The sequence below is a fragment of the Kribbella italica genome, from assembly GCF_014205135.1.
Taxonomy (GTDB): Bacteria; Actinomycetota; Actinomycetes; order Propionibacteriales; family Kribbellaceae; genus Kribbella; species Kribbella italica.
Map to the genome: position 1 here is coordinate 2569643 of NZ_JACHMY010000001.1, position 21300 is coordinate 2590942.

Consider the following 21300-nt stretch of genomic DNA (forward strand, 5'->3'; position numbering starts at 1 on the left):
GAAGAGCCATCTACCCAGGGCCGTCCGGGCGTCGGCACGATCTGATCGGCCCATCTCTCTCCAGGAAGTGACCGAGCCATGCGCCCACGCGTACTTCCGGCACTGACAGCGCTCGCCATCGCCGCGGCGGCCGTCGCGGCCTCTCCCCCACCCCCTGCCACCGCAACCAGCGGTACCGCCACCGCCACCCTCGTCACCGAGAACTTCGACGAACTCGTTCCACAACTGCGGCCGAGAGCCGACGAGACCGGTGTCCCCGCCGACGTCCTCGGCTTCTCCCCCGCCGCCCCGGCCGGCTGGAGCGTCACGACCTCACCCGTCGTCACCGCTTCCGGCGTCACCGAGTGGCGCGGCTGGTCGTTCACCACGCCCCAGTTCTGGTCCACCGCGGCCCCCGGCCAGGGCCGGGAGAACTTCACCAAGGCCGAAGGAGTCCTGGCCGTCGCCGATGACGACGAATGGGACGACAAGAACAACCCGACCGACACGCTGATCTTCGACAGCGCGCTGACGTCCCCGGCGATCGACGTCGTGGGTCGGAATCAGGTCCACGTCAACTATGACTCCAGCTACCGCCAGACCGGCCCGCAGCAGGCGAGTCTCGAGGTCTCCTTCGACGGCGGCCCTCGGACGAAGCTCTTCACGTACAGCACCAGCAGTCTCGGGGACCAGACCTACCTCGAGAACCGGACCGTGACCCAACCGGTGAAGGTGCCGGCCGGCGCGCGGAAGATGACCGCCACCTGGAACGTCGAGAAGGCCCAGAACGACTGGTACTGGGCGATCGACGACGTCGACATCACCGACCAGCCGCGCGAAGGAGCCGAAGCACCGATGCCGCACAAACCCGGGCCGGGTGACCTGCCGAACGGGACCAGCCAGCGCAAGGTGCTCTTCGTCGACGTGGACGGGGTCCGCTACGACAAGTTGCTACAGGCAAACACACCCCATCTCGACGCGCTGGCGAAAGTCGGCCAGTTCGGTCCGTCGTACCTGCACGACAACGCGATCACCGGCACGAACTCCGGTCCCGGGCACTCCAACATGCTCACCGGGGTCTGGCCGGACAAGCACAAGGTGATGGACAACTCGTTCGCCGGCAACAACCTGGTCGACTATCCCGACGTCACCACCCGCCTCGAACGCGCCAACCCCGCGCTGTCCACCTTCACGACGCTCGACTGGACTCCGCTGAACCAGTTCCTGATCGCCTCCCCCGACGTGAAGATGCAGCAGACCGGTCCGGACGCCCAGACGACCGATCGCCAGAGCACCAGCGCGTCGATCGAGGCGCTGACCGAGCACAACCCGGACTTCGTCTACACCTACTTGCACCAGGGCGACGCGACCGGGCACGGCATCGGCTCCGATACCCCGCAGTACGTGCAGGCCATCGAGAACCTGGACGCCTACATCGGCCAACTGGTCCAGGCGATGCGGTCCCGGCCGACGTACAAGTCCGAGAACTGGCTGGTGATCGTGTCCACCGACCACGGCTTCAGCGGTCAGGGTCACGGCGGCGACCAGCACACCACCAGGACCGGCTGGATCCTCGCGAGCGGTGGCGACATCACCCGCCGGACACCGGTCCGCGAGTGGCGGCAGGTCGACGTCACCCCGACGATCCTCGAGCACCTGCGGGTCCCGGTCGATCCGGCCTGGAACCTCGACGGCATCCCGATCGGTACGCCGAGCAACGATCCCTTCGACACGGTCAAGGCCGATCGTCCGGTTGTTGACGAACCCGCCAAGCCGCCCGCGTCCGGCGGCTGGACCCCGCGACTGCCCACCGGCTGGGCGCGGACCGGCACGGTCGAGGGCGGCGTCACCGAGTTCCGCGGCTGGAACCTGATGACCAACGAGTTCTGGGCCACCAGCGGCGAGGGTGAAGGCCGCGGCTCGTTCGTTCGCAGTCGCGACGTCGTCGCGGTGGCCGACGCGAAGGAGTGGAGCAGCGCCAACCACCCGGCCGGGACCTTCGACTCGACCCTGTGGTCACCGTGGCGAAGCGCCAAGGGCCGGACGGTCACGGTCGAGTACGCCAGCCACTACAAGCAGCCGGACGGCGAGCAGAAGGCCGAGGTGATCGCCGAGTTCGACAACGGCACCACCGCCGTCCTGTGGTCGGCCGACACCGTCCGGTTCGACATCAGCAAGCCGATGCGCCTGCAGCTGAAGACCCCGAAGGGCGCCGGCAAGGTCCGCATCGGCTGGCACCTGTCCGGCGCCAACGGCTACTGGGCCATCGACTCCCCTGCCCTCACCGTGTCCTGACCACGCCCCCCGTGCGCCGGTCGCCGGCGTGCGGGGGCCGCCCGTTGGTGCGAGGATGGCCGCGCACCCGACGAAGGCGGCCCCGATGCTCAGTCTCACCCAGCTCGGAATCCTCGTGCGTGTGGTCGACGAAGGCAGCTTCTCGGCCGCCGCGAAGGTGCTCTACATGAGCCAGCCCGCCGTCTCGAACCACATCCGCGCGCTCGAGCGCAGCCTCGGCGTCGGCCTGGTGCAGCGCGGACCACACGGAGCGCAGCCGACCCCGGCCGGCACGGTCGTGGTCGGCCACGCTCGCGAGGTCTTCGGCCTGCTCGAGCGTCTGGAGCACGCCGCCGCCGGCTACCGCGGGCTGGAGGCCGGGCAGCTCGTCGTCGCCGGTACGACGACGCTCGGCACGTACCTCGTCCCGCGCCTGATCGGCGAGTTCGCCGCTCGAGCGCCGAAGGTCTCCTGCCAGATCCGGGTCGGCAACGAGGACACCGTGGAATCCTGGCTGATGCTCGGCGAGGTCGGTCTCGGCCTGTGCGCGGGCACGCCGACGGCCGACGCGCTCGTCAGCGAGCCGCTGCTGACCGAGAGTCTCGTCCTCGTCGCAGGCCCCGGATTCCCGCTCGCCGGGCGGCCGGTGTCGACGGCCGACCTCGCCGAGCAGCGCTTCCTGCTGCGGGAGCAGGGCTCGGCCACGCGCCGGCTCCAGGAGCAGAGCCTCAGGGACTGGAACCTCGACAAGGTCGAGACCTGGGACCTGTGGGGCCCCGACACGGTCAAGGAGGCGGTGCAGCAAGGGCTCGGCCTCGCTGTCCTGTCCGAGCACGCCGTACGCCGTGAGGTCGACGCCGGCTTCCTCGTCTGCCTCGACGTCCAGCCGCCGCCTCCCAGCCGCGAGGTCTCCCTCGTACGCCGGGCCGACCGGCTCCTGACACCTCCCGAGGAAGCCTTCGCCGCCCTGGTCCGGGCGACCGCGGAATGGCCGCACTGACGGGGTTATGGCCCCGATAAGCCGAAGCCGGCTACCCGGTCGAGGCCCGTGGGGACACGCTGGGGCCGTCCAACTGGAACGACCCTCGGGAGACTCCGTGACCGCGACGACGTTCAGCGTCAACGGCCGTACGTACACCACCCCTGACTGCCCGGTCGTGGTGATCTGCATCGACGGCAGCGAACCGGACTACCACGAGCAGGCGATGGCGGCCGGTCGGATGCCGTGGCTGAGCAAGATGCTGGCCGACGGCGGCACCTCGTGGCCGGCGTACTGCGCGATGCCCGCGCTGACGAACCCGAACAACGTCTCGATCGCCACCGGCCGGCCGCCGGCCGTGCACGGGATCAGCGGCAACTACATCTTCGACGCCGAGTCCGGCGAGGAGGTGCTGATGAACGACAAGCGCTTCCTGCGCGCGCCGACCCTGTTCGCCGCCGCGAACGAGGCCGGGCTGGACGTGGTCGTGGTCACCGCCAAGGACAAGCTGCGGCGGCTGCTCGGTGCCGGTCTGGTCGAGGCCGGACCGGACCTGAACGGCAGTGGCGCGTTCGTCGAACCGCGGCGGCACGGGATCTGCTTCTCGGCCGAGAAGGCGGACGAGGCAACGATCGCGGACAACGGGATCGACGACGTGCTCGCGCTCGTCGGCCGGCCGCTGCCCGAGGTCTACAGCGCGGACCTCAGTGAGTTCGCCCTGGCCGCGGGCGTCGAGATCCTGCGCGGCCGCGGCGCCGACCTGATGTACCTGTCGCTGACCGACTACATCCAGCACAAGCATGCCCCGGGCACCGAGACCGCGAACGACTTCTACGCGATGATCGACCGGTACGCCGGGCAGCTGGACCAACTCGGCGCGATCGTCGTCCTGACCGCCGACCACGGCATGAGCGCGAAGTCCGGCCCCGACGGCCGCCCGAACGTCGTGTACGTCGAGGAGGAGGTCCAGGCCCTGCTCGGCGCGAGCTCCGCGCGGCCACTGGACGGCGTGCGGGTGATCCTCCCGATCACCGATCCGTACACCGTGCACCACGGTGCACTCGGTTCGTTCGCCAGCGTCTACCTGCCGCCGTCGGCCGACCGGGACGCCGTCGCCTCGGCGCTCCGGGCGATCGACGGGATCGAGGCCGTGCACGACCGGGCCGACGCGGCCTCCCGCTACGCCTTGCCGGGTGACCGGATCGGCGATCTCGTCGTACTGGCCGAAGCCGGTACGGCGCTGGGCCGGTACGCCGCCTGGCACGACCTCACCCAGCTCGACGCGCCGCTGCGTTCCCACGGTGCGCTCGGTGAACAGAACATCCCGTTCCTGGTCAACCGGGTGCTGTCTCGTCCCGACGACCTCGACGCCGCGGGACTCCTCCACAACTACGACGCCTTCTGGGTGGCCGGCACCCACGTCCCGCAGACCGCTGAGGTGTGACGCCATGTCCATCACCGGAAAGTCCCCCGACGAAGTGGGCGTCTCGCTGGAACCCGTGTCAGAGCTACGGTTCCGGCGGCTGCAGTGGCGGATGCTGCTGTCCGCGATGTTCTGCTACCTGTTCTTCTACACCGGCCGGCAGACCTTCGGCTTCGCGATCCCCGGTATCGAGGCCGACCTCGGCCTGAGCAAGACCACGCTCGGCGCGATCAGCGGCGGCCTGCTCTGGTGCTACGCGGCCGGCCAGATGATCAACGGCAACCTGGCCGACAAGCTCGGCGGCCGCCGGATCATGGCGCTGGGCGCGATCCTGTCCACGATCCTCAACTGGTGCACGAGTTTCGCGATCGGGTCGAAGAGCCTCGCGCTCGCCTGGGGCGCGAACGGGTTCGCCCAGGCGATGGGCTGGCCGTCCGGCGGCCGGGTGATCGCGAACTGGTGGACACCGCGCGAACGCGGCACGAGCCTCGGCTTCTACACCTTCGCCGCCGGGATGGCCTCGGTGCTGGCCTACGTGACCTCGACCCTGGTCGTCGACACCTTCGGCCTCGACTGGCACTGGATCTTCCGGGTCCCCGTCCTGCTGATGCTGGTCGGTGGGATCACCTTCTACTTCGTCTCCCGGGAGACCCCGGAGCAGGCCGGCGTCACGCCGCCGCGGTCGTTCACCGAGCAGCAGGACGCGGTCGCGCCCGACGGCCGGGAGCTGAGCGCCGGCGAACGGTCGATCGACCGGTACCGCGCCGTCCTGTCCAGCGGACGGATCTGGTCCACCGGGATCGCGATCGGGTTCCAGAACGCCGCCCGGTACGGCCTGCTGATCTGGGTCCCGGTGTACTTCCTCGGCGCGGACTGGAAGAGCGGCGACAGCGCGGTCAACCCGATCTGGATCTCGGTCGCGCTGCCGGTCGGAATGGCGGTCGGCGCGCTCACCAACGGTCAGGTCTCGGACCGCCTGTTCGGGTCCCGCCGGGACCGGCCGATCGCGATCTTCATGCTGCTCGGCGCCTTGTTCGCGATGGTCATGTTCCTCGTCCCGCTCGGCACCGTCACCGGTATCGCCGTCCTGTTCCTGACCGGCTTCTTCGTCTACGGCCCGCAGGCGTCGTTCTGGGCGCTCTGCCCGGACATCGCCGGCAAGCGGATGGCCGGTACGGCGACCGGCGTCGTCAACTTCTTCTCCTACCTGTTCGCGGGTGCCGCCGAACCCCTGGTGGGGCACATCATGGACAGCACCGGACAGACCAGCTACATCTTCCCGATCGTTGCCGGCAGCTGTGTCGCCAGTGCCCTGGTGGCGCTGACGATCCGCCGGTGAAGGGGGTTCGATGACCAAGGCAACAGCCGCGGTGTGGAACGGCGAAGGATTCAGCCTGGTCCAGGAAGCGCTCCCCGAGCTGCGGCCCGGCGAGGTCCTGGTCGAGCTCGAGCTGGCGACGATCTGCGGCAGCGACCTGCACACGATCGCGGGCGACCGGCCGACACCGCTGCCGACCGTGCTCGGCCACGAAGCCGTCGGGAGAATCGCTGCGATCGGTACGACGGCAGCACTGTCCGACGGTACGCCGGCCGCTGCCGGCGATCGGGTGACGTGGACCATCGGTACGGCGTGCGGGACCTGCCGGCGCTGCGCTCGCGGCGTACCGCAGAAGTGCACGACGGTCCGCAAGTACGGGCACGAGGCGATGGACGACCACTGGCGTCTCAACGGCGGGATGGCGTCGGCTGTCCACCTCATCGCCGGCACGGGCCTGGTCGCGGTCCCGGCCGGACTACCTGCCGCTGTCGCTGCCCCGGCCAACTGCGCGACCGCGACGGTCGTGTGCGCCGCGCGGCGCGCTGACCTGGCCGCCGGCGACACCGTGGTCGTGATCGGCTGCGGCATGCTCGGTCTGACCGCCGTGGCCTACGCCCGCGAACGCGGCGCGACCCACGTGATCGCCAGTGACGTCGATGGAAGCCGACGCGACCTCGCCGAGCAGTTCGGCGCCGATGTGGTCTGCGGGCCGGCCGACCTGGCCGCCGCGATCGAAGAGTACGGCGCCGACGTCGTACTCGAGCTGTCCGGCAACAGCGCGGCCGTGCAGTCCGCGATCGACCTGGTCGCCCTCGACGGGACCGTCGCGCTGATCGGCTCGGTGTCGCCCGGACCGGCTGTGGCGTTCGAGCCGAGCGGATTCGTCCGCAACCTCAGCCGGATCGTCGGCTGTCACAACTACCGCGTCGACGACCTCGCCGAGGCGGTCCGCTTCCTGCACGAGACGCCGGCGCAGAGCCTGTTCGCCGACCTGGTGCCCACGCCCTTTCCCCTCACCGAGATCGACGCCGCGGTGGCCGAAGCCCGCCGCGGCACCGCGCCCCGCATCGCGCTCTCGACGAGCTGACCCCAGAGGACACCCCATGACCTCCCCGTACGCCGATCACCTGCTCAACCACATCGACGGCTGCTGGCGACCGAGCAGCTCCGGCGAGACCCGCGACAACGTCAACCCGGCCGAGGTCGACGACGTCATCGGCAGCTTCGCCGAGTCCGGCGAACCGGACACGACAGCCGCGATCGACGCCGCCGCGGCGGCCGCCGCGGACTGGGACCAGCTCGGCCCGATCGAGCGTGGCACACTGGTCGCCAAGGCCGGTCGGCTGATCGAGGACCGGATCGAGCAGTTAGCCGCCGCCATCACCCGCGAGCAGGGCAAGCGGATCAGCGAGGCCCGCGGCGAGGTCCGTCGATCACTCGCGATCCTCGACTTCACCGTCGGTGAGGCCCGCCGGCTGAACGGTGTGACCACCCCGGCCGAGGAGCCACGCACGCTTGCCGTCACCTTCCGGCGGCCGCTCGGTGTGGTCGGGCTGATCACGCCGTGGAACTTCCCGCTCGCGATCCCGATGTGGAAGGTCGCGCCCGCCCTGATCGCCGGGTGCACCGCCGTACTGAAGCCGTCCCCGCTGACGCCGTGGACTTCGGCGCTGCTGGTGCAGGCGTTCACGGACGCCGGCGTACCGGCCGGGGTGCTCAACCTCGTGCAGGGCGATCGCGTCCCGGGCGAGACGCTGGTCGCGGACGAACGGGTGAAGGGGATCTCGTTCACCGGCTCGCTGCCGGTCGGGCAGGCGATCAACGGCGCGGGCGCCCACCGGCTGCTGCGGACCCAGCTCGAGCTCGGCGGCAAGAACGCGCTGATCGTTCTCGCCGACGCCGACCTCGACGCCGCGGTCGACGCGATCGTGCACGGCGCGTTCGGCCAGAGCGGTCAGCGGTGCAGCGCGACGAGCCGCATCATCGTCGACCGGGCGGTGAAGGACGAACTGCTGGGGCGCCTGGTCCCGCGGGTCGCCGCGATGCGGGTCGGGCCGGGCGACCAGGAGTGGGCGGACATCGGTCCGGTCGTGAACGAGGTCCGCAGGCAGGCGTGCCTCGACGGCGTCGAGTCGGCCCGCCGCGCCGGAGCGACGGTGGCGGCCGGCGGCAGCGCGGCAACAACGGACAGCAAGGGATGGTTCGTCGAGCCGACCGTGCTGGTCGACGTACCGTGGGACAGCGAGATCGCGCAGGAAGAGGTGTTCGGACCTGTCCTGTCCGTCATCGACTGCGACGGCTACGCGGACGCGATGCGGATCTCCAACTCGGTGCGGTACGGGATGTCCGGCACGATCTTCACGCAGAACCCGGCGCTGATGTTCCAGGCTCTGCAGGACTTCGAGGCCGGGATGCTGCACGTGAACCGTCCCGGCGTCGGCGCGTACGCCCACCTGCCGCACATGGGCGCCAAGGCGTCCCAGCTCGGAGCGCCGGAGTGCTCCCCCGACGTGTGGAACTTCTACACCGACCTGCGATCGGCCTGCATCGCGTACTGAGCGGCCCGGTGATGCGGGTATTTGCAACCGCGCATGGCCCGCGTCTTGTCCGAGCCAACGGTCGGCTCGTACAGTCGCTTAAACGTTTAAGACGTTCAACAGGTCACCGAGGAGGCTCGAATGGCACCGACCGGCAAGCGCCGCACCACCCTGCAGCAGGTCGCTCGCGACGCCGGTGTCTCGATCGCCACCGCCTCGTACGTGCTGGCCGGCCGCAGCAAGGTCGACCCGCGTGCGAAGGTCGGCGACGACACCGAGCGGCGGGTCCGCGAGTCGGCCCGCCGCTTGCACTACCGGGTCAACGCCTCGGCACACGCCACCCGGACCGGCCGGACCGGGCAAGTGCTGCTCGCCATGACGACGTCGTACGACCCGTGGGTGCAGACGGTCGTCACGGCGGTCAGCACCGAGCTGGAGGAGCACGACGTCCAGGCACTCGTCATCCCCGACGGCAACTGGTACCGCGCTCTGCAGCGGATGAACCCCGACGCGGTGTTCATCGACGGCCTGGCCGAGCCCGGGGACCAGGAGCACGTCGAGGAACTGGTCGCCACCGGGCTGCGGATCATCGTGCTCGGCGACAAGCTGCCGGGAGACGGCTACGACATCATCGACTCCCGCGCCACCGACGGGTGCCGACTGTCGATGCGGCACCTGATCGGCCTCGGTCATCGCCGGATCGCCTGCCTGACCGTCGAACCCCACAGCGAGACCCGCGCCACCCGGGCCGCGATCTACCTGGACGAACTGAAGGCCGCCGGGCTCGGCGTGCCGGAAGGCTTCCTGCGCGCCACCGGGCCCACTCCGATCGGCGGTTACCAGACCGCGATCGACCTCCTGACCCTGCCGGAACCGCCCACCGCGATCTTCTGCGCCTCGGACTACCTGGCCCTGAGCGTCGTGAAGGCGGCCGAACGGCTCGGGGTCTCGATTCCGGGGCAGCTGTCGGTGATCGGCGCCGGCAACATCCCCGACGGAACGGTCAGCACCCCCGCGCTGACCACTGTCGGCGCGACCGACGAACCCGGTGAGATCGCCCGGCTGGTTCGTCGCCGGGCCCTCGGGGACGAGTCGCCGCCGACGCGGACCGTTCTGGACTGGTCGTTGATCCAGCGGGACTCCACGGGCCGGCCCACCACCAGCGGGGACCACCGATCGAAAGGACGTACCTCATGAACAGACGTGGATTCCTCGCCGGGCTCGCGGCGGCAGCCGTCGCCGGAGCCGTGGGCGGCTGCGGCGACAACGGCGGCGCCGGTGGTGGCGCGGGCGCGGAAGGCAGCAGCGACAAGGCCAGCCTGACCTACACCGCGTGGGAGGAGATCACGCCCGCTGTCATCAAGCAGCAGCTGCCGGCCTTCCAGAAGCAGTTCCCCGGGATCTCCGTCGCCTCGACCTTCACCCCGTGGAAGGACTACTTCACCAAGCTCCAGACCCAGGCGAGCTCGGGCACCGCTCCCGACGTGTTCGCGATGAACGGCGTCCAGTTCGACCTGTACGCCGCCGAGGGCAAGATCGACCCGATCGACCAACTGGTCTCCGACGGTCAGCTCGATCTGTCGAAGTACCCCAAGGCCCTGGTGGAGCGCTACGTCTGGGACGGCAAGCAGTACGCCGTACCGAACAACTTCGACTCGGTCGCGCTGTTCTACAACCGTGCCATCTTCGATCAGCTCGGCCTGAAGCCGCCGACCGACGACTGGACCTGGGACGAGTTCCTCGGCACTGCCGCCGAGATCAGCGCGAAGTTGAAGAGCAAGGGGATCTACGGTTTCACGCCGACGATGGGCGACTCCCAGACCACCTACTACAACTCGATCCCGGCCGCCGGCGGCTACGTGATCAACCCGGACCGCACCAAGTCCGGGTACGACCTGCCCGAGACCGTCGAGGGCCTGAAGTTCTTCGCCGACGTGCTGACCAACGGCACGGCGCCGACCATCCAGCAGCTGACCGACGTCAGCGGCATGGACTGGTTCATCAACGGCAAGGGCGCGATGACGTGGGCGGCGTCGTACAACCTCGCCGACGTCGCGGCGTCCAAGCACGCCAAGGACATCCAGGTGGTCCGGCTGCCCACCAAGAAGACGAACCAGTGCGTTCTCAACGGCACCGCCACCGTCATCTCGGCGCAGTCGAAGAACAAGGCCGCGGCCCGGGAAGTGCTCAAGTGGCTGGCCGGTCCCGAGTTCGCCCGGTCGATCGCCGCCACCGGCGCGGTCATCCCGTCGTACGAGGGCAGCCAGGGCGCCTTCCTGAAGACCGTTCCGGACTGGAACCTCCAGGTCTTCATCGACGCCGCGAAGGACGCCTACCTGTACCCGACGTCGAAGAACACCAAGGCGTGGGACCAGCTCGAGGCACCGACGCTGGCCCCGCTGTGGCAGGGCAAGGAGTCGGCCGAGTCGGTGGGCAAGAAGCTGGCCGAGCAGATGAACGCCGCGCTGGCCAAGGAGTGAGATGACCGTCTCCACGGCCGACCGCGCGCGCAGCGCGGCACCTGCCCGTCCCACGGCCACGACCCGCCGGCGCAGGAACCGCTACGACGGGGTGACGCCCTGGGTCTTCGTGGCCCCGACCCTCGCGGGCGTCGGACTGTTCTACGTCTGGCCGACCTTCCAGTCCTTCTACTTCAGCTTCACCGAATGGGGTGCTTTCGGCGGCACGACCTGGATCGGCACCGCCAACTACACCAGACTGTTCGCCGACCCCGAGCTTCTCGTTGCCCTGGGCAACACCGTGCTGTACGCCGTGGTCGCGCTCGCGGGCATTCCGCTCGCCGTGTGGCTGGCCGGCCTGCTCAACCGGCCGGGACTCCGGTTCCGCAGCCTGTTCCGGGTGCTGTTCTTCCTGCCGGTCGTCACCGTGCCGGCCGCGGTCTCAGTGGTGTGGAAGCTGCTCTACAACGGCGACTACGGGATGATCAACTACGCCCTGTCGATCGTCGGCATCGACGGTCCGTACTGGCTGCAGACGCCGGTCGTCGCGGTCGTCGCGGTCGGGATCGTCGGCATCTGGACCAGTCTCGGGTTCAACATGATCATCCTGGGCGCGGGGCTGCAGGCGATCCCCGACGACCTGTACGAGGCCGCCGAGCTGGACGGCGCCAGCAGGTTTCAGCAGCTGGTCCACGTCACCGTCCCGCTGCTCACCCCGAGCATCTTCTTCCTCACCGTGATGAGCGCGATCGGGGCGTTCAAGGTCTTCGACCTGATCTTCTTGATGATCGGCAACACCAGCCCGGTGATCAAGCAGACCCAGACCCTGGTGTTCTTCTTCTACAGCAAGGGTTTCATGGTCAACGACAAGGGGTACGCCGCCGCGATCGGGATCGTGCTGCTGCTGATCATCGCGGCCGTCACCTTCGTCCAGTTCCGGCTGCAGCGCAGGTGGGTGCACTATGCCTAGTCGCGCCGGCGCCCGGCAGGGCTCCAACCTCGCCGCGTACGTCGTCCTCGGCGTCGGCGGGTTCATGATGGTCTTCCCGTTCCTCTACCAACTGTCGGCCTCGTTCATGACCAACGCCGAGGTGCAGTCGATTCCCAAGCAGCTGCTGCCCGGGGACCTGCGCTGGGACAACTACGTGAACGGGATCAGCTCGTTCCCGTTCTGGGACCAGTTGCGCAACACCGCCGTGTTCTCGGTCATCCGGACGGCCAGCCAGGTCCTGTTCTGCTCGATGGCGGGCTACGCCTTCGCACGGATGCGGTTCCCGCTCAAGAACGTCACGTTCGCGCTCCTGCTGTCGATCCTGATGATTCCCGGCGAACTGCTGCTGATCAGCCAGTACCAGATCGTCCAGAACCTCGGCTGGCTCAACTCCATGGCCGGGCTGGTCGCACCGGGACTGGTCAGCCTGTTCGGCACCTTCATGATGCGCCAGTTCTTCCTCGGCCTGCCCAAGGAGCTCGAGGAAGCGGGCCGGATCGACGGCGCCGGACCGGCGACCATCTTCTTCCGGATCATGCTCCCGCTCGCCCTGCCCGGTGTCTCCGCGCTGGCCGTGATCACCTTCATCGACTCCTGGGGCGCTTTCCTGTGGCCGCTGATCGTGGCCTCACGGTCCGAAGACATGACGCTGGCCGTCGGGATCGCGTCGTTCACCGGCGAGCACCAGACCTTCTACCCCCAGATCATGGCCGTCTCGCTGCTGATCATGCTGCCCATGATCGTGCTTTTCATCGCCCTGCAACGCCGGGTGATCTCCGGGCTGGCGTTCGCCGGCATGAAGGGCTGACCACCTCCACCTCGCAGCAACCAAGGAGCTCTTCAGCGTGAGCACTCCCCTGGAGTCCGTCCCCGCCTCCGTGATCCATCTGCGATCGGCCGGGTGTTCCCTCCTCGTCCTCGTCGACCGCACCGGACTGCCCCGGGTCCGCCACTGGGGAGCCGATCTCGGTCCGCAGTCCGCGGCCGGTGCCGCCGGCCTCGACGTCATCAGCGATCCGCACAGCCGGCTACCCGGCGAGATGCCGGCCGGCGAGGTTGCCGTGATCACCGATCCGACCACAGGCTGGTTCGGTCGCGCCGGCCTCAAGGGCTCGCGCCACGGCCGTTCGTGGTCGACGTCGTTCCGCACCACGTCCGTCGAGCTGAACGAGCACCCGGTCACCGGCTTCACCGAGGCCGGCGCGGGCACACTCGGTGTCGAGGCCGTCGACGAGGAGGCCGCACTCACCCTGCACCTGGTGATCGAACTGCTGGAGTCGGGACTGGTCCGGCTCCGCGCGACGCTGACGAACGACGGCACCGAGTTCGAGCTCGGCGAGCTGTCCCTCAACGTCCCGGTCCCCAGCCAGGCGACCGAGATCCTGGACTTCGGCGGTCGTTGGGGGATGGAGCGTCAGGCCCAGCGGCACGAGTTCACCGTCGGCACGCACCTGCGAGAAGGCCGGCGGGGCCGGACCGGCCTCGACGCGGCCACTGTCGTCCACGCCCTGGAGCCCGGCGCGACCTTCTGCACCGGTGAGGCCTGGGGAATCCACGTGGCGTGGAGCGGCAACCACCGGCACTTCGCCGAGCACGACAGCGCCGGCGTACGGCTGCTCGGCGGTGGAGAGCTCCTGCTCCCCGGCGAGCTGCGGCTGGCCACCGGCCAGTGCTACACCACGCCGTGGCTCTACGCGTCGTACGGCGTCGGGCTGGACGCCGTCGCGCACCGCTTCCACAACTATCTGCGCAACCGGCCCCACCACGTGTCGAGCGACCGGCCGGTCACACTGAACGTGTGGGAAGCGGTCTACTTCGACCACGACCCGGACCGGTTGATCGCCTTGGCCGACCGCGCGGCCGAGGTCGGGATCGAACGGTTCGTCCTCGACGACGGCTGGTTCGGCGCTCGGCGCGACTCCCGTGCCGGACTGGGTGACTGGACGGTCTCGCCCGACGTCTGGCCCGACGGGCTGCACCCGCTGGTGAAGGCGGTCCGGAGCCACGGCATGCAGTTCGGGCTGTGGTTCGAGCCCGAGATGGTCAACCTGGATTCGGACCTGGCCCGCGCCCATCCGGACTGGATCATGGCCGCCCGCTCCGTCCTGCCCCGCGAACAACGCAGCCAGCACGTGCTGAACCTCTCCATCCCCGAGTGCTTCAGCACCGTTCACGATCAGCTCGTCGCGGTGATCGCCGAGTACGAGATCGACTACCTCAAATGGGATCACAACCGCGATCACCTCGAGGCGGGACTGCAGTCGGCCGGCGGAGCGCCCGTCGAGCACGCCCAGACCCTGGCGGCGTACCGGTTGCTCGACGAGCTCAAGGAGCGGTTCCCCGCGCTGGAGATCGAGTCCTGCGCGGCGGGTGGTGGCCGGATCGACCTGGGGATCCTGGAGCGCACCGACCGGGTGTGGGTGTCGGACTGCATCGACCCGCTGGAACGGCAACGCCTGATGCGCTGGACCGGCCAACTGCTGCCTCCGGAGCTGATGGGTTCACACATCGGTTCTCCTCGGTCGCACACCACTGGTCGCACGCACGACTTGTCGTTCCGGGCGGCGACCGCGCTGTTCGGTCACTACGGCGTCGAGTGGGACCTCGACGCCGCGACACCGGAGCAACTGCGCGAGCTGGCCGACTGGATCGCGCTCTACAAGCAGCACCGCGGCCTGATCAATCGAGGCACCGTACTGCGAGGTCCCGACCCGGCGGACGACCTCTGGCTGCACGGCGTGGTCGCCGCCGATCGATCCGAGGCGCTGTACGCGGTGGCCGCGATGGCGTGGGGGGCGGCCTCCACTCCCCCACGGGCGCGGCTGCGCGGGCTGGACGCCACGCGCGGCTACCGGCTCGAACCCGTGCACATCGGTGACGCGGACCTTGGGTTCGCCCCGCCTCGCTGGTGGGACGACCGGACCGCTGTGGTCACCGGCGCCGCCTTGGAGAGCGTCGGCGTGCAGCTCCCCAACCAGCCTCCCGAGCACTCGATCCTCATCCACGTCACGGCCGTGGGCTGACGAGTGCACACCCGACGACACCGAGGAGCGTGACCTGATGGCCGTCAGCCTGCAGCAGCTCGAGATGTTCCGCGCAGTGGCTCGCAACCTGTCCTTCTCGGTCGCCGCCCGCGAGGCTTACACCTCGCAGCCCCACGTCTCCAACCAGATCCGCAAGCTGGAGCAGCACTACGGCATCGCGTTGTTCGTCCGGTCGCGGCCGGGGATCACGCTCACCGAAGCCGGAGCTGCGCTGTACGAACGGATCGACAAGATCCTGGCCGACCTCGAGGGCGCCGAGCAGCTGATCCAGCAGTTCCGCGGCCTGCGGCGCGGCTCGGTCCGCCTGGCCGCGACGTCGAGCGTGGGCAACCACGTGCTCCCCGCCCTGATCGCCGACTTCCAGCGCGAGCACCACGAGATCACCGTGTCGCTCCGGGTCAGCAACACCGAGCAGGTCTGGAGCTCGGTCGAGGCCGACGAAGCCGAACTGGCCGTCACTCCGCTGCAGCCACCGTCCCGCGAACTGACGTACGAGCCCTTCACCACCGACGACCTGGTAGTGGCAGCCCCGGCCGGGATGGAGCTGCCGGACGTCCTGACGGTCGCGGCCCTCGCGGGGCTTCCGCTGGTTGCTCGGGAAGACGGCTCCCTCACCCTGAACCAGCAGCAAGAGCTGCTCAAGACGTACGACACGACCGTCGTGGCCCAGCTCAGTGGAACCACCGCGGTCAACGAGGCGGTAGCCGCCGGCGCCGGCGTCTCCCTGGTGCCTGAGAGCGCCGTACGGGCGTGGGTCGACGCGGGGCTGCTGAAGACCCGGCGGCTCAGCGACGTCACGCCACAGCACGAGTACTTCCTGGTCTACTCACCCCAGCGTCACCTGGCACCGGCCACCCGGGCTCTGATCGAACACCTGCGCGCCGCGCGACAACTCGCAATTCCCGGGCCCTCGGCAACTCTCTGAGCGGCCGTCCGCCTTCTCCGTCCCCTGCCTCACGGAAGGAACACTCATGATCGATTCCGCCCACCTGACCCGACGCGGCGCCCTGCGCCTGATCGCCGGCAGCACGATCGCCGGCGCCGCGACTCTGACACCGGTGGCGGCCGAGGCCGCGACGAGTCCCACCGCCAAGGCCGGCGTGCTCACGTTCGCCGTCAAGCCGCGACGCTCGGCCGACGCCGACCGCGCCGAGCTCTGCGTCACGTACAGCCCTCGCACGGATCTGCAGCCGACCGGGCACTACGTCGCGCCGGGCGACGTACTCACGGTCACTCTCGACGCCTCGCTCCGCGGCGGCGATCCGCTCCCGACGATCACCATCGGCGCACCCAACACCCAGCGCGACGAGAACGGCCAGAACATCGACCACACCCGGCCTTACCCGTTGGCGGAAGGGACCAACCGGGTGTCCGACCCGTACGGTGGCCCGATCTACTTCAGCTGGCCGGTCGAGCAGCGTAAGTCCCGCAGCACAGCGAAGGTCACCATCGCCGGGAAGACCCGCCCGGTGCCCACCTTCCAGCTCGGCGTCACCTCCGAGCGGGACTTCCAGCAGCAGCTCGACCGGCACGACACGCCGTTCGTCGAACTGATCGGCGAGCAGGCGCTGCTGAGCTTCCACCGGCACCAGGTGCTGCGCTACCGCGACGAGAACCACGCCGCCCTGCTGCGCTCTATCGACCGGGTGATCGAGATCGAGGATCGGCTGGCCGGGTACGGGCTCGACGCCGACTCGCCGAGTCCTTCCGGGCCGCACCACCTGGTCGGGTACCCGGGCAACATCCCGGGCGCGGGGGCTCAGGCGTGGTTCCAGTTCACCACCTACTCCGAGAGCGAGCACCCCGACGTCCTGACGCTCAAGGGCGTTCGGACCCACGGCTGGGGCATCTACCACGAGCTCGGTCACCAGCATCAGATCGACAAGGTCACCCCCGGTGCACTCGGCGAGCAGACCAACGAGAACTTCTCGTACGCCGTCCAGCGCCGGTTCGCCGAGGCCTACGGCCAGCAGCCGCGGGCCCGGGCGATCAACAAGTCCGGCACGTCGCGCTGGGACGATCTGATGGCCTCGCGAGGTGCGACCGACATCAAGGCCGTGAAGTGGCAGCAGCTGATCTTCGAACAGCTCCGGATCGCCTATGGCGAACGGGTCCTGACCGACTGGTACCGGGTGGTGCGTCAGCAGTACGCGCACCTGCCGGACGGTGGCGCGACGCCCGCCGAGCAGGACCTCACCCGCTGGCAGAACGTGGTGTGGACGACCAGTCTCGCCGCCCGGGTCGACCTCACCGACTTCTGGGCCGGCTGGGGCGTCACCGTCACCGACCAGACCCGGACGAACGTCCGGCGCCTGGGCGTGCCCGTACCGGCGCTCGACCTGGCCACGCTCCGGGAGACCAACCTCGACGAGGCCAGCGTCTGGCCCAACTGATCCCGACCGTTTCGGTCATGGTGTGGGACAGGGAAGTCCGTCAGCTCAGGTGGCGAGGCGGGCGTAGCGGCCGTTGCTCTCGACCAGGGTGGCGTGCGTTCCTGACTCGATCACCCGTCCGTGGTCGATCACGACGAGCTGGTCGGCGTCGCGCACCGTTGACAGCCGGTGGGCGATGGTGATGGTGGTCCGGCCCTCGGAGAGCCGGTCGAACGCCTGCTGGACGGCACGCTCGGTCTCGGTGTCCAGGGCACTGGTGGCCTCGTCCAGGACCAGCACCCGAGGGTTGCGCAGCAGCGTGCGAGCGATCGCGATCCGTTGCTTCTCGCCGCCCGAGAAGCGGTGTCCTCGCGACCCGACCATGGTGTCGTAGCCGTCCGGGAGTGCGGCGATCAGCTCGTGCACCTGGGCGGCGCGGGCCGCGTCCTCGATCTCCGCGTCGGTGGCGTCGGGCTTGGCGTACCGGAGGTTCTCGCGCACCGTGGTGTGCAGCAGGTAGGTCTCCTGGCTGACGACGCCGACCACTCCGGCGAGATCGGCCAGTCGCAGATCGCGCAGGTCGATGCCGTCGATGGTGACGCGTCCGCTGGTCGGGTCGTAGAGCCGCGCGACCAACGAGGCGAGGGTGCTCTTGCCCGAGCCGGTCTCACCGACCAGCGCCAGCGTCGTACCGGCCGGAACGTCCAGGCTTACGCCGGCCACGGCGGCCGTCTCGCTGCCCGGGTAGGCGAAGGTGACGTCCTCGAAGCGGACGTGGCCTTCGAGGCGGGCCGGGTCGATCTCGACCGGGTCGGCCGGGTCGTCGACGTCGATCGGCAGGTCGAGGTACTCGAAGATGCGCGCGAACAAGGCCAGCGAAGTGGTGAGCGCGATCCCGACGTTGAGCAGTCCCATCAGCGGCCGGAACAGGCCGGCCTGCAGGGTCGTGAAGGCGATCAGGGTGCCGATGGACAGGGTTCCGGCAGTGCCCGGCAGACCGGCGCTCAGGTAGATGATCGCCGGGATGGCCGCGAAGATGACGCTCATCGAGGCCATCCGCCACCGGCCGGCCAGCTCCGAGCGGAGCTCCAGGTCGATCAGGCGGGCCGACGAATCGGTGAAGCGCTCGACCAGGGTCGAGGCGGTGCCCATGGTCTTGCTGAGCTGGATCCCGCTGATCGACAGGCCTTCCTCGACGGTGACGTTGAGATCGGCCAGTTCGCGCTGTCGTTGCACGGTGATGGCGCGGCGCATCCGGGCGACCTTGCGGGTCAGGTAGATGGCCGGGGGCATCACGACCAGCGAGATGAGCGAGAGCTGCCACGAGAGGGCGAGCATCGCCACGGCCGTGGCGATCGCCGTGGTGAGGTTGGAGGCGATCGAGGTGGCCGTCGACGTGACGACGGGTTCCATTCCCCCGATGTCGTTGGTGATGCGCGACTGCACCTCGCCCGTGCGGGTCCGGGTGAAGAACGCGATCGACTGGCGCTGCAGATGGGCGAACACGTCGGTCCGCAGCCGGTGCATGACCTGCTGGCCGACCGTCGTACTGATCCAGGTCTGGACGACGCCCAGGGCCGAGGTCACGGCGGCGACGGCGACCATGCCGATCACCAGCCAGACCAGGAGGTTCAGGTCCTGCCGCGGCAGGGCGGTGTCGATGACCGCGCGGAGCAGGAAGGGTGACGCCATCGCCACCACGGATGATGCGACGATGATCGCCGTGACGACGGCGAGGGACAGTTTGTGGGCAGTGAAGAGCCGTCCGATCCGGGCCAGCGAGACCTCGCGGGCCTGGGCCTTCTCGGCGGCTGTGGCCGATTTCGGGCCGCCTCGGCGGCCGCGCTCCGAATTGTCGTGATCCAAGGCAGGTTCCGTTCTGTCGGGGACATATACTGAGGTTACCTCATAATGAGGTTACAACACGATTGGTTGGTACGGTATTCCCATGGCCGATGACGAAGAGGAGACCCTCCCCGAGACGTTCTGGGGAGTCGCTCATCAGCTGCGCCACCTGCGGAAGAAGACCCTGGCCCCGTGGGACATCGCGCCGTCGCAGGCGCGCGCCCTCGGCGTACTCCTGCGCGAGGGGCCGCTCCGGCTCAGCGAACTCTCCGACCACCTGCGGATCGCGGCCCGCTCGACCACCGAAGTCGTCGACGCCCTGCAGGATCGCGGCCTGGTCGAACGACGTCCTGACCCGCAGGACCGCCGGGCAACGCTGGTAGCGCCGACCGGCGAGGGCACCCAGGTCGGCGCGGCGATCCGCGCCTCCAGGGACGCCGAAGCCGAGGCCTACTTCAGCATCCTCACCGAAGCGGAGCGCGCCGACCTGACCGGCATCCTCCGCAAGCTCCGCCGCTCGGAGCACTAGGCGTCGCGGAGCCGGGGTCAGGTCGTGGCCCGCAGACCTTGGTCGATGAAGGCGATCATCCACGTGAACATGGCCTGCGCGGCGGCGGTCAGGGCGTCAGCCCCGGCCCTGCGGCGCCGCCGGCGTCAGGCTGGGTTCATCAGCTGAGGTGTCTGACCGGGGCGGTCAGTTCTTCCTGCCGCGCGACGTCAACGTCTCAGCGGTACCGACTAGGATGACGGCGGCGATGACGGCGACGACGAAGCCGAGGACGTTGAGTTCGAAGATGCCCCCGGTGCCGAGCAGATTGGCGACGACGCCGCCGATGACGGAGCCGGCCAGGCCGAGGAGCAGGGTGGCGATCCAGCCGAGGTTCTGCTTGCCGGGCTTGAACAGGCGGGCCAGGGCTCCGATGACGAGGCCGGCGACGATGAATCCGATCATGGTGTTCGTTCTCCGATTTCAGGGGATGCGCAGCATCGTGCTGCTCGGTGACGGGTCAGGATCTGGTGCGGCGTGCCTTGGCGCGAGTGGCCGGCTTGGATCCGTGGTTGCGGCTCGTGGAGGTCTTCGCCTTGCGGCGGATGACCTTCCAGGTGATCCGGCCCAGGGCGCTGTAGGCGCGGCTGGCGATGCTGCGGTGGTTACTCACGGGTGCTCCTTGCGTGGTGGGTGCCGTTGCCCGTACAAAGTGGCGGCCGGGCAACGGCACCGCCGGAAGCCCTACTTCTTGAAGGCGTCCTTGATATTCTCGCCGGCGTTCTTCACGTCGGCCTTGGTCTGATCGGTCTTGCCTTCGTTCTCGAGGTCCTTGTTGTCGGTCGCGTTGCCGATGGCCTCCTTGGCCTTGCCGGCCAGTTCTTCGGCGGCATTCTTGGCCTTGTCTGCGATACCCATCTGATTCATCTCCTGTGATTGACCGGCCCGCTGGTGGAGTCGGTGCCTGTGGGCGGTCCCCGAAGCCGAGGGCCGTGGTGCCGTGGCCGCGGTCGGGTCTACTGAACGCGGCCGGCGGTGGGGGTCTTGTCGCCGCGTGCGACCCGTAACTCGACGCGGTGGTAGAGGTCGTCGCGACCGATCACCTGGCCGAGTTCGCTGCTGGCCAATTCGGCGGCAGCTCGTACTGCGTCGAGGTCGGCGCCGGGTTCGAGGGTCGCGGTGAGTTCGGCGACGAGCTGACCGCGGTCGAGCACGACCCGGCCCGAGCCGTCCCGGACGCCGGGGGTCTGAGCCAGCACTTTGCCTGCGGTGGCGGCGGCGGAGTTCGCGTCGGTGGTGAGTCGTCCGGTGTCGTCGCTGCCGGCCAGGCGCAGTTGTCCGGTACCGCGGCGCGGTAGGTGCCGGGCAAGCCAGGTCAGGCCGAGGACGACCAGGAGCACCCCGCCGGCGCCTGTTGCCCACGGCCACCATGACATCTGGGGCAGGTCGGTCAGGCCGGCGATCTCAAGCCGGTTGCCGGCATCAGGGATCTGGTCGTAGCGCCAGCCGAGCGCCGCGGCGCCGGCAGCGATCAGAACGACGGCAATGATCAGCCCGGCGAAGCGGTCGAAGGCGATGAGTCCACGACGCAT

Annotated in this window: 19 protein-coding genes; 14 read left to right on the forward strand and 5 right to left on the reverse strand. The window is 69.2% G+C overall.

All coding sequences use genetic code 11. The features are described 5' to 3' along the window. The first annotated feature begins 78 nt into the window (after window positions 1-78). The 13 genes from HDA39_RS11925 (at window position 79) to HDA39_RS11985 (ending at window position 17397) form a co-directional block, all read left to right on the forward strand. On the forward strand, window positions 79-2274 hold the full coding sequence (locus tag HDA39_RS11925; protein WP_184795285.1) for an alkaline phosphatase family protein: 2196 nt from the start codon (window positions 79-81) through the stop codon (window positions 2272-2274). A gap of 85 nt (window positions 2275-2359) precedes the next feature. After that, a complete protein-coding gene (locus HDA39_RS11930) occupies window positions 2360-3253 on the forward strand; it encodes a LysR family transcriptional regulator (RefSeq protein WP_184795286.1) in 894 nt (297 codons plus the stop codon). Window positions 3254-3350: 97 nt separating this feature from the next. After that, on the forward strand, window positions 3351-4676 hold the full coding sequence (gene phnA, locus HDA39_RS11935; RefSeq protein WP_337925717.1) for a phosphonoacetate hydrolase: 1326 nt from the start codon (window positions 3351-3353) through the stop codon (window positions 4674-4676). A 4-nt stretch (window positions 4677-4680) separates the two neighbouring features. Continuing rightward, window positions 4681-5994: an MFS transporter gene (locus HDA39_RS11940; protein ID WP_184795288.1), complete on the forward strand. Its 1314-nt coding sequence runs from the start codon at window positions 4681-4683 to the stop codon at window positions 5992-5994. Window positions 5995-6004: 10 nt separating this feature from the next. Next, on the forward strand, window positions 6005-7060 hold the full coding sequence (locus HDA39_RS11945; protein WP_184795289.1) for a zinc-binding dehydrogenase: 1056 nt from the start codon (window positions 6005-6007) through the stop codon (window positions 7058-7060). A 16-nt stretch (window positions 7061-7076) separates the two neighbouring features. Further along, window positions 7077-8531 carry an aldehyde dehydrogenase family protein gene (locus tag HDA39_RS11950; protein ID WP_184795290.1) on the forward strand — a complete coding sequence of 485 codons (1455 nt, stop codon included), beginning with the start codon at window positions 7077-7079 and terminating at the stop codon, window positions 8529-8531. Window positions 8532-8651: 120 nt separating this feature from the next. Further along, complete coding sequence (locus HDA39_RS11955; RefSeq protein ID WP_184795291.1) at window positions 8652-9707, forward strand: LacI family DNA-binding transcriptional regulator; 1056 nt, start codon at window positions 8652-8654, stop codon at window positions 9705-9707. Continuing rightward, entirely contained in the window at window positions 9704-10990 is a 1287-nt protein-coding gene (locus HDA39_RS11960) for an ABC transporter substrate-binding protein (RefSeq protein WP_184795292.1), read from the forward strand. The genes HDA39_RS11955 and HDA39_RS11960 overlap by 4 nt, the downstream gene beginning before the upstream one ends. Before the next feature lies 1 nt (window position 10991). Continuing rightward, complete coding sequence (locus tag HDA39_RS11965) at window positions 10992-11939, forward strand: carbohydrate ABC transporter permease (RefSeq protein ID WP_184795293.1); 948 nt, start codon at window positions 10992-10994, stop codon at window positions 11937-11939. Beyond that, the gene (locus tag HDA39_RS11970) at window positions 11932-12768 is read left to right on the forward strand and encodes a carbohydrate ABC transporter permease (protein ID WP_184795294.1); all 837 of its coding nucleotides are present in this window, start codon (window positions 11932-11934) and stop codon (window positions 12766-12768) included. Before HDA39_RS11965 ends, HDA39_RS11970 begins: the two co-directional genes overlap by 8 nt. Before the next feature lie 37 nt (window positions 12769-12805). Beyond that, window positions 12806-14983 carry an alpha-galactosidase gene (locus HDA39_RS11975; protein WP_184795295.1) on the forward strand — a complete coding sequence of 726 codons (2178 nt, stop codon included), beginning with the start codon at window positions 12806-12808 and terminating at the stop codon, window positions 14981-14983. Window positions 14984-15020: 37 nt separating this feature from the next. Then, window positions 15021-15929 carry a LysR family transcriptional regulator gene (locus tag HDA39_RS11980; RefSeq protein WP_184795296.1) on the forward strand — a complete coding sequence of 303 codons (909 nt, stop codon included), beginning with the start codon at window positions 15021-15023 and terminating at the stop codon, window positions 15927-15929. A gap of 46 nt (window positions 15930-15975) precedes the next feature. After that, window positions 15976-17397, forward strand: coding sequence for a M60 family metallopeptidase (locus HDA39_RS11985; protein WP_184795297.1), 1422 nt, complete (start codon window positions 15976-15978; stop codon window positions 17395-17397). 45 nt (window positions 17398-17442) lie between these two features. Here the strand turns inward: HDA39_RS11985 and HDA39_RS11990 are convergent, their stop codons facing one another. Continuing rightward, a complete protein-coding gene (locus tag HDA39_RS11990; protein ID WP_184795298.1) occupies window positions 17443-19242 on the reverse strand; it encodes an ABC transporter ATP-binding protein in 1800 nt (599 codons plus the stop codon). 82 nt (window positions 19243-19324) lie between these two features. On the opposite strand from HDA39_RS11990, the gene HDA39_RS11995 reads away from it, so the two are divergent. Beyond that, window positions 19325-19750: a MarR family winged helix-turn-helix transcriptional regulator gene (locus tag HDA39_RS11995; RefSeq protein WP_184795299.1), complete on the forward strand. Its 426-nt coding sequence runs from the start codon at window positions 19325-19327 to the stop codon at window positions 19748-19750. 165 nt (window positions 19751-19915) lie between these two features. Here HDA39_RS11995 and HDA39_RS12000 read toward each other — a convergent pair whose 3' ends face one another. From HDA39_RS12000 to HDA39_RS12015, 4 genes are all read right to left on the reverse strand, one after another. After that, window positions 19916-20173 carry a GlsB/YeaQ/YmgE family stress response membrane protein gene (locus HDA39_RS12000; RefSeq protein ID WP_184795300.1) on the reverse strand — a complete coding sequence of 86 codons (258 nt, stop codon included), beginning with the start codon at window positions 20171-20173 and terminating at the stop codon, window positions 19916-19918. 55 nt (window positions 20174-20228) lie between these two features. Continuing rightward, window positions 20229-20381 carry a hypothetical protein gene (locus HDA39_RS12005; RefSeq protein ID WP_184795301.1) on the reverse strand — a complete coding sequence of 51 codons (153 nt, stop codon included), beginning with the start codon at window positions 20379-20381 and terminating at the stop codon, window positions 20229-20231. A 71-nt stretch (window positions 20382-20452) separates the two neighbouring features. Then, window positions 20453-20626 carry a CsbD family protein gene (locus tag HDA39_RS12010; protein ID WP_184795302.1) on the reverse strand — a complete coding sequence of 58 codons (174 nt, stop codon included), beginning with the start codon at window positions 20624-20626 and terminating at the stop codon, window positions 20453-20455. 98 nt (window positions 20627-20724) lie between these two features. Next, complete coding sequence (locus HDA39_RS12015) at window positions 20725-21300, reverse strand: hypothetical protein (protein WP_184795303.1); 576 nt, start codon at window positions 21298-21300, stop codon at window positions 20725-20727.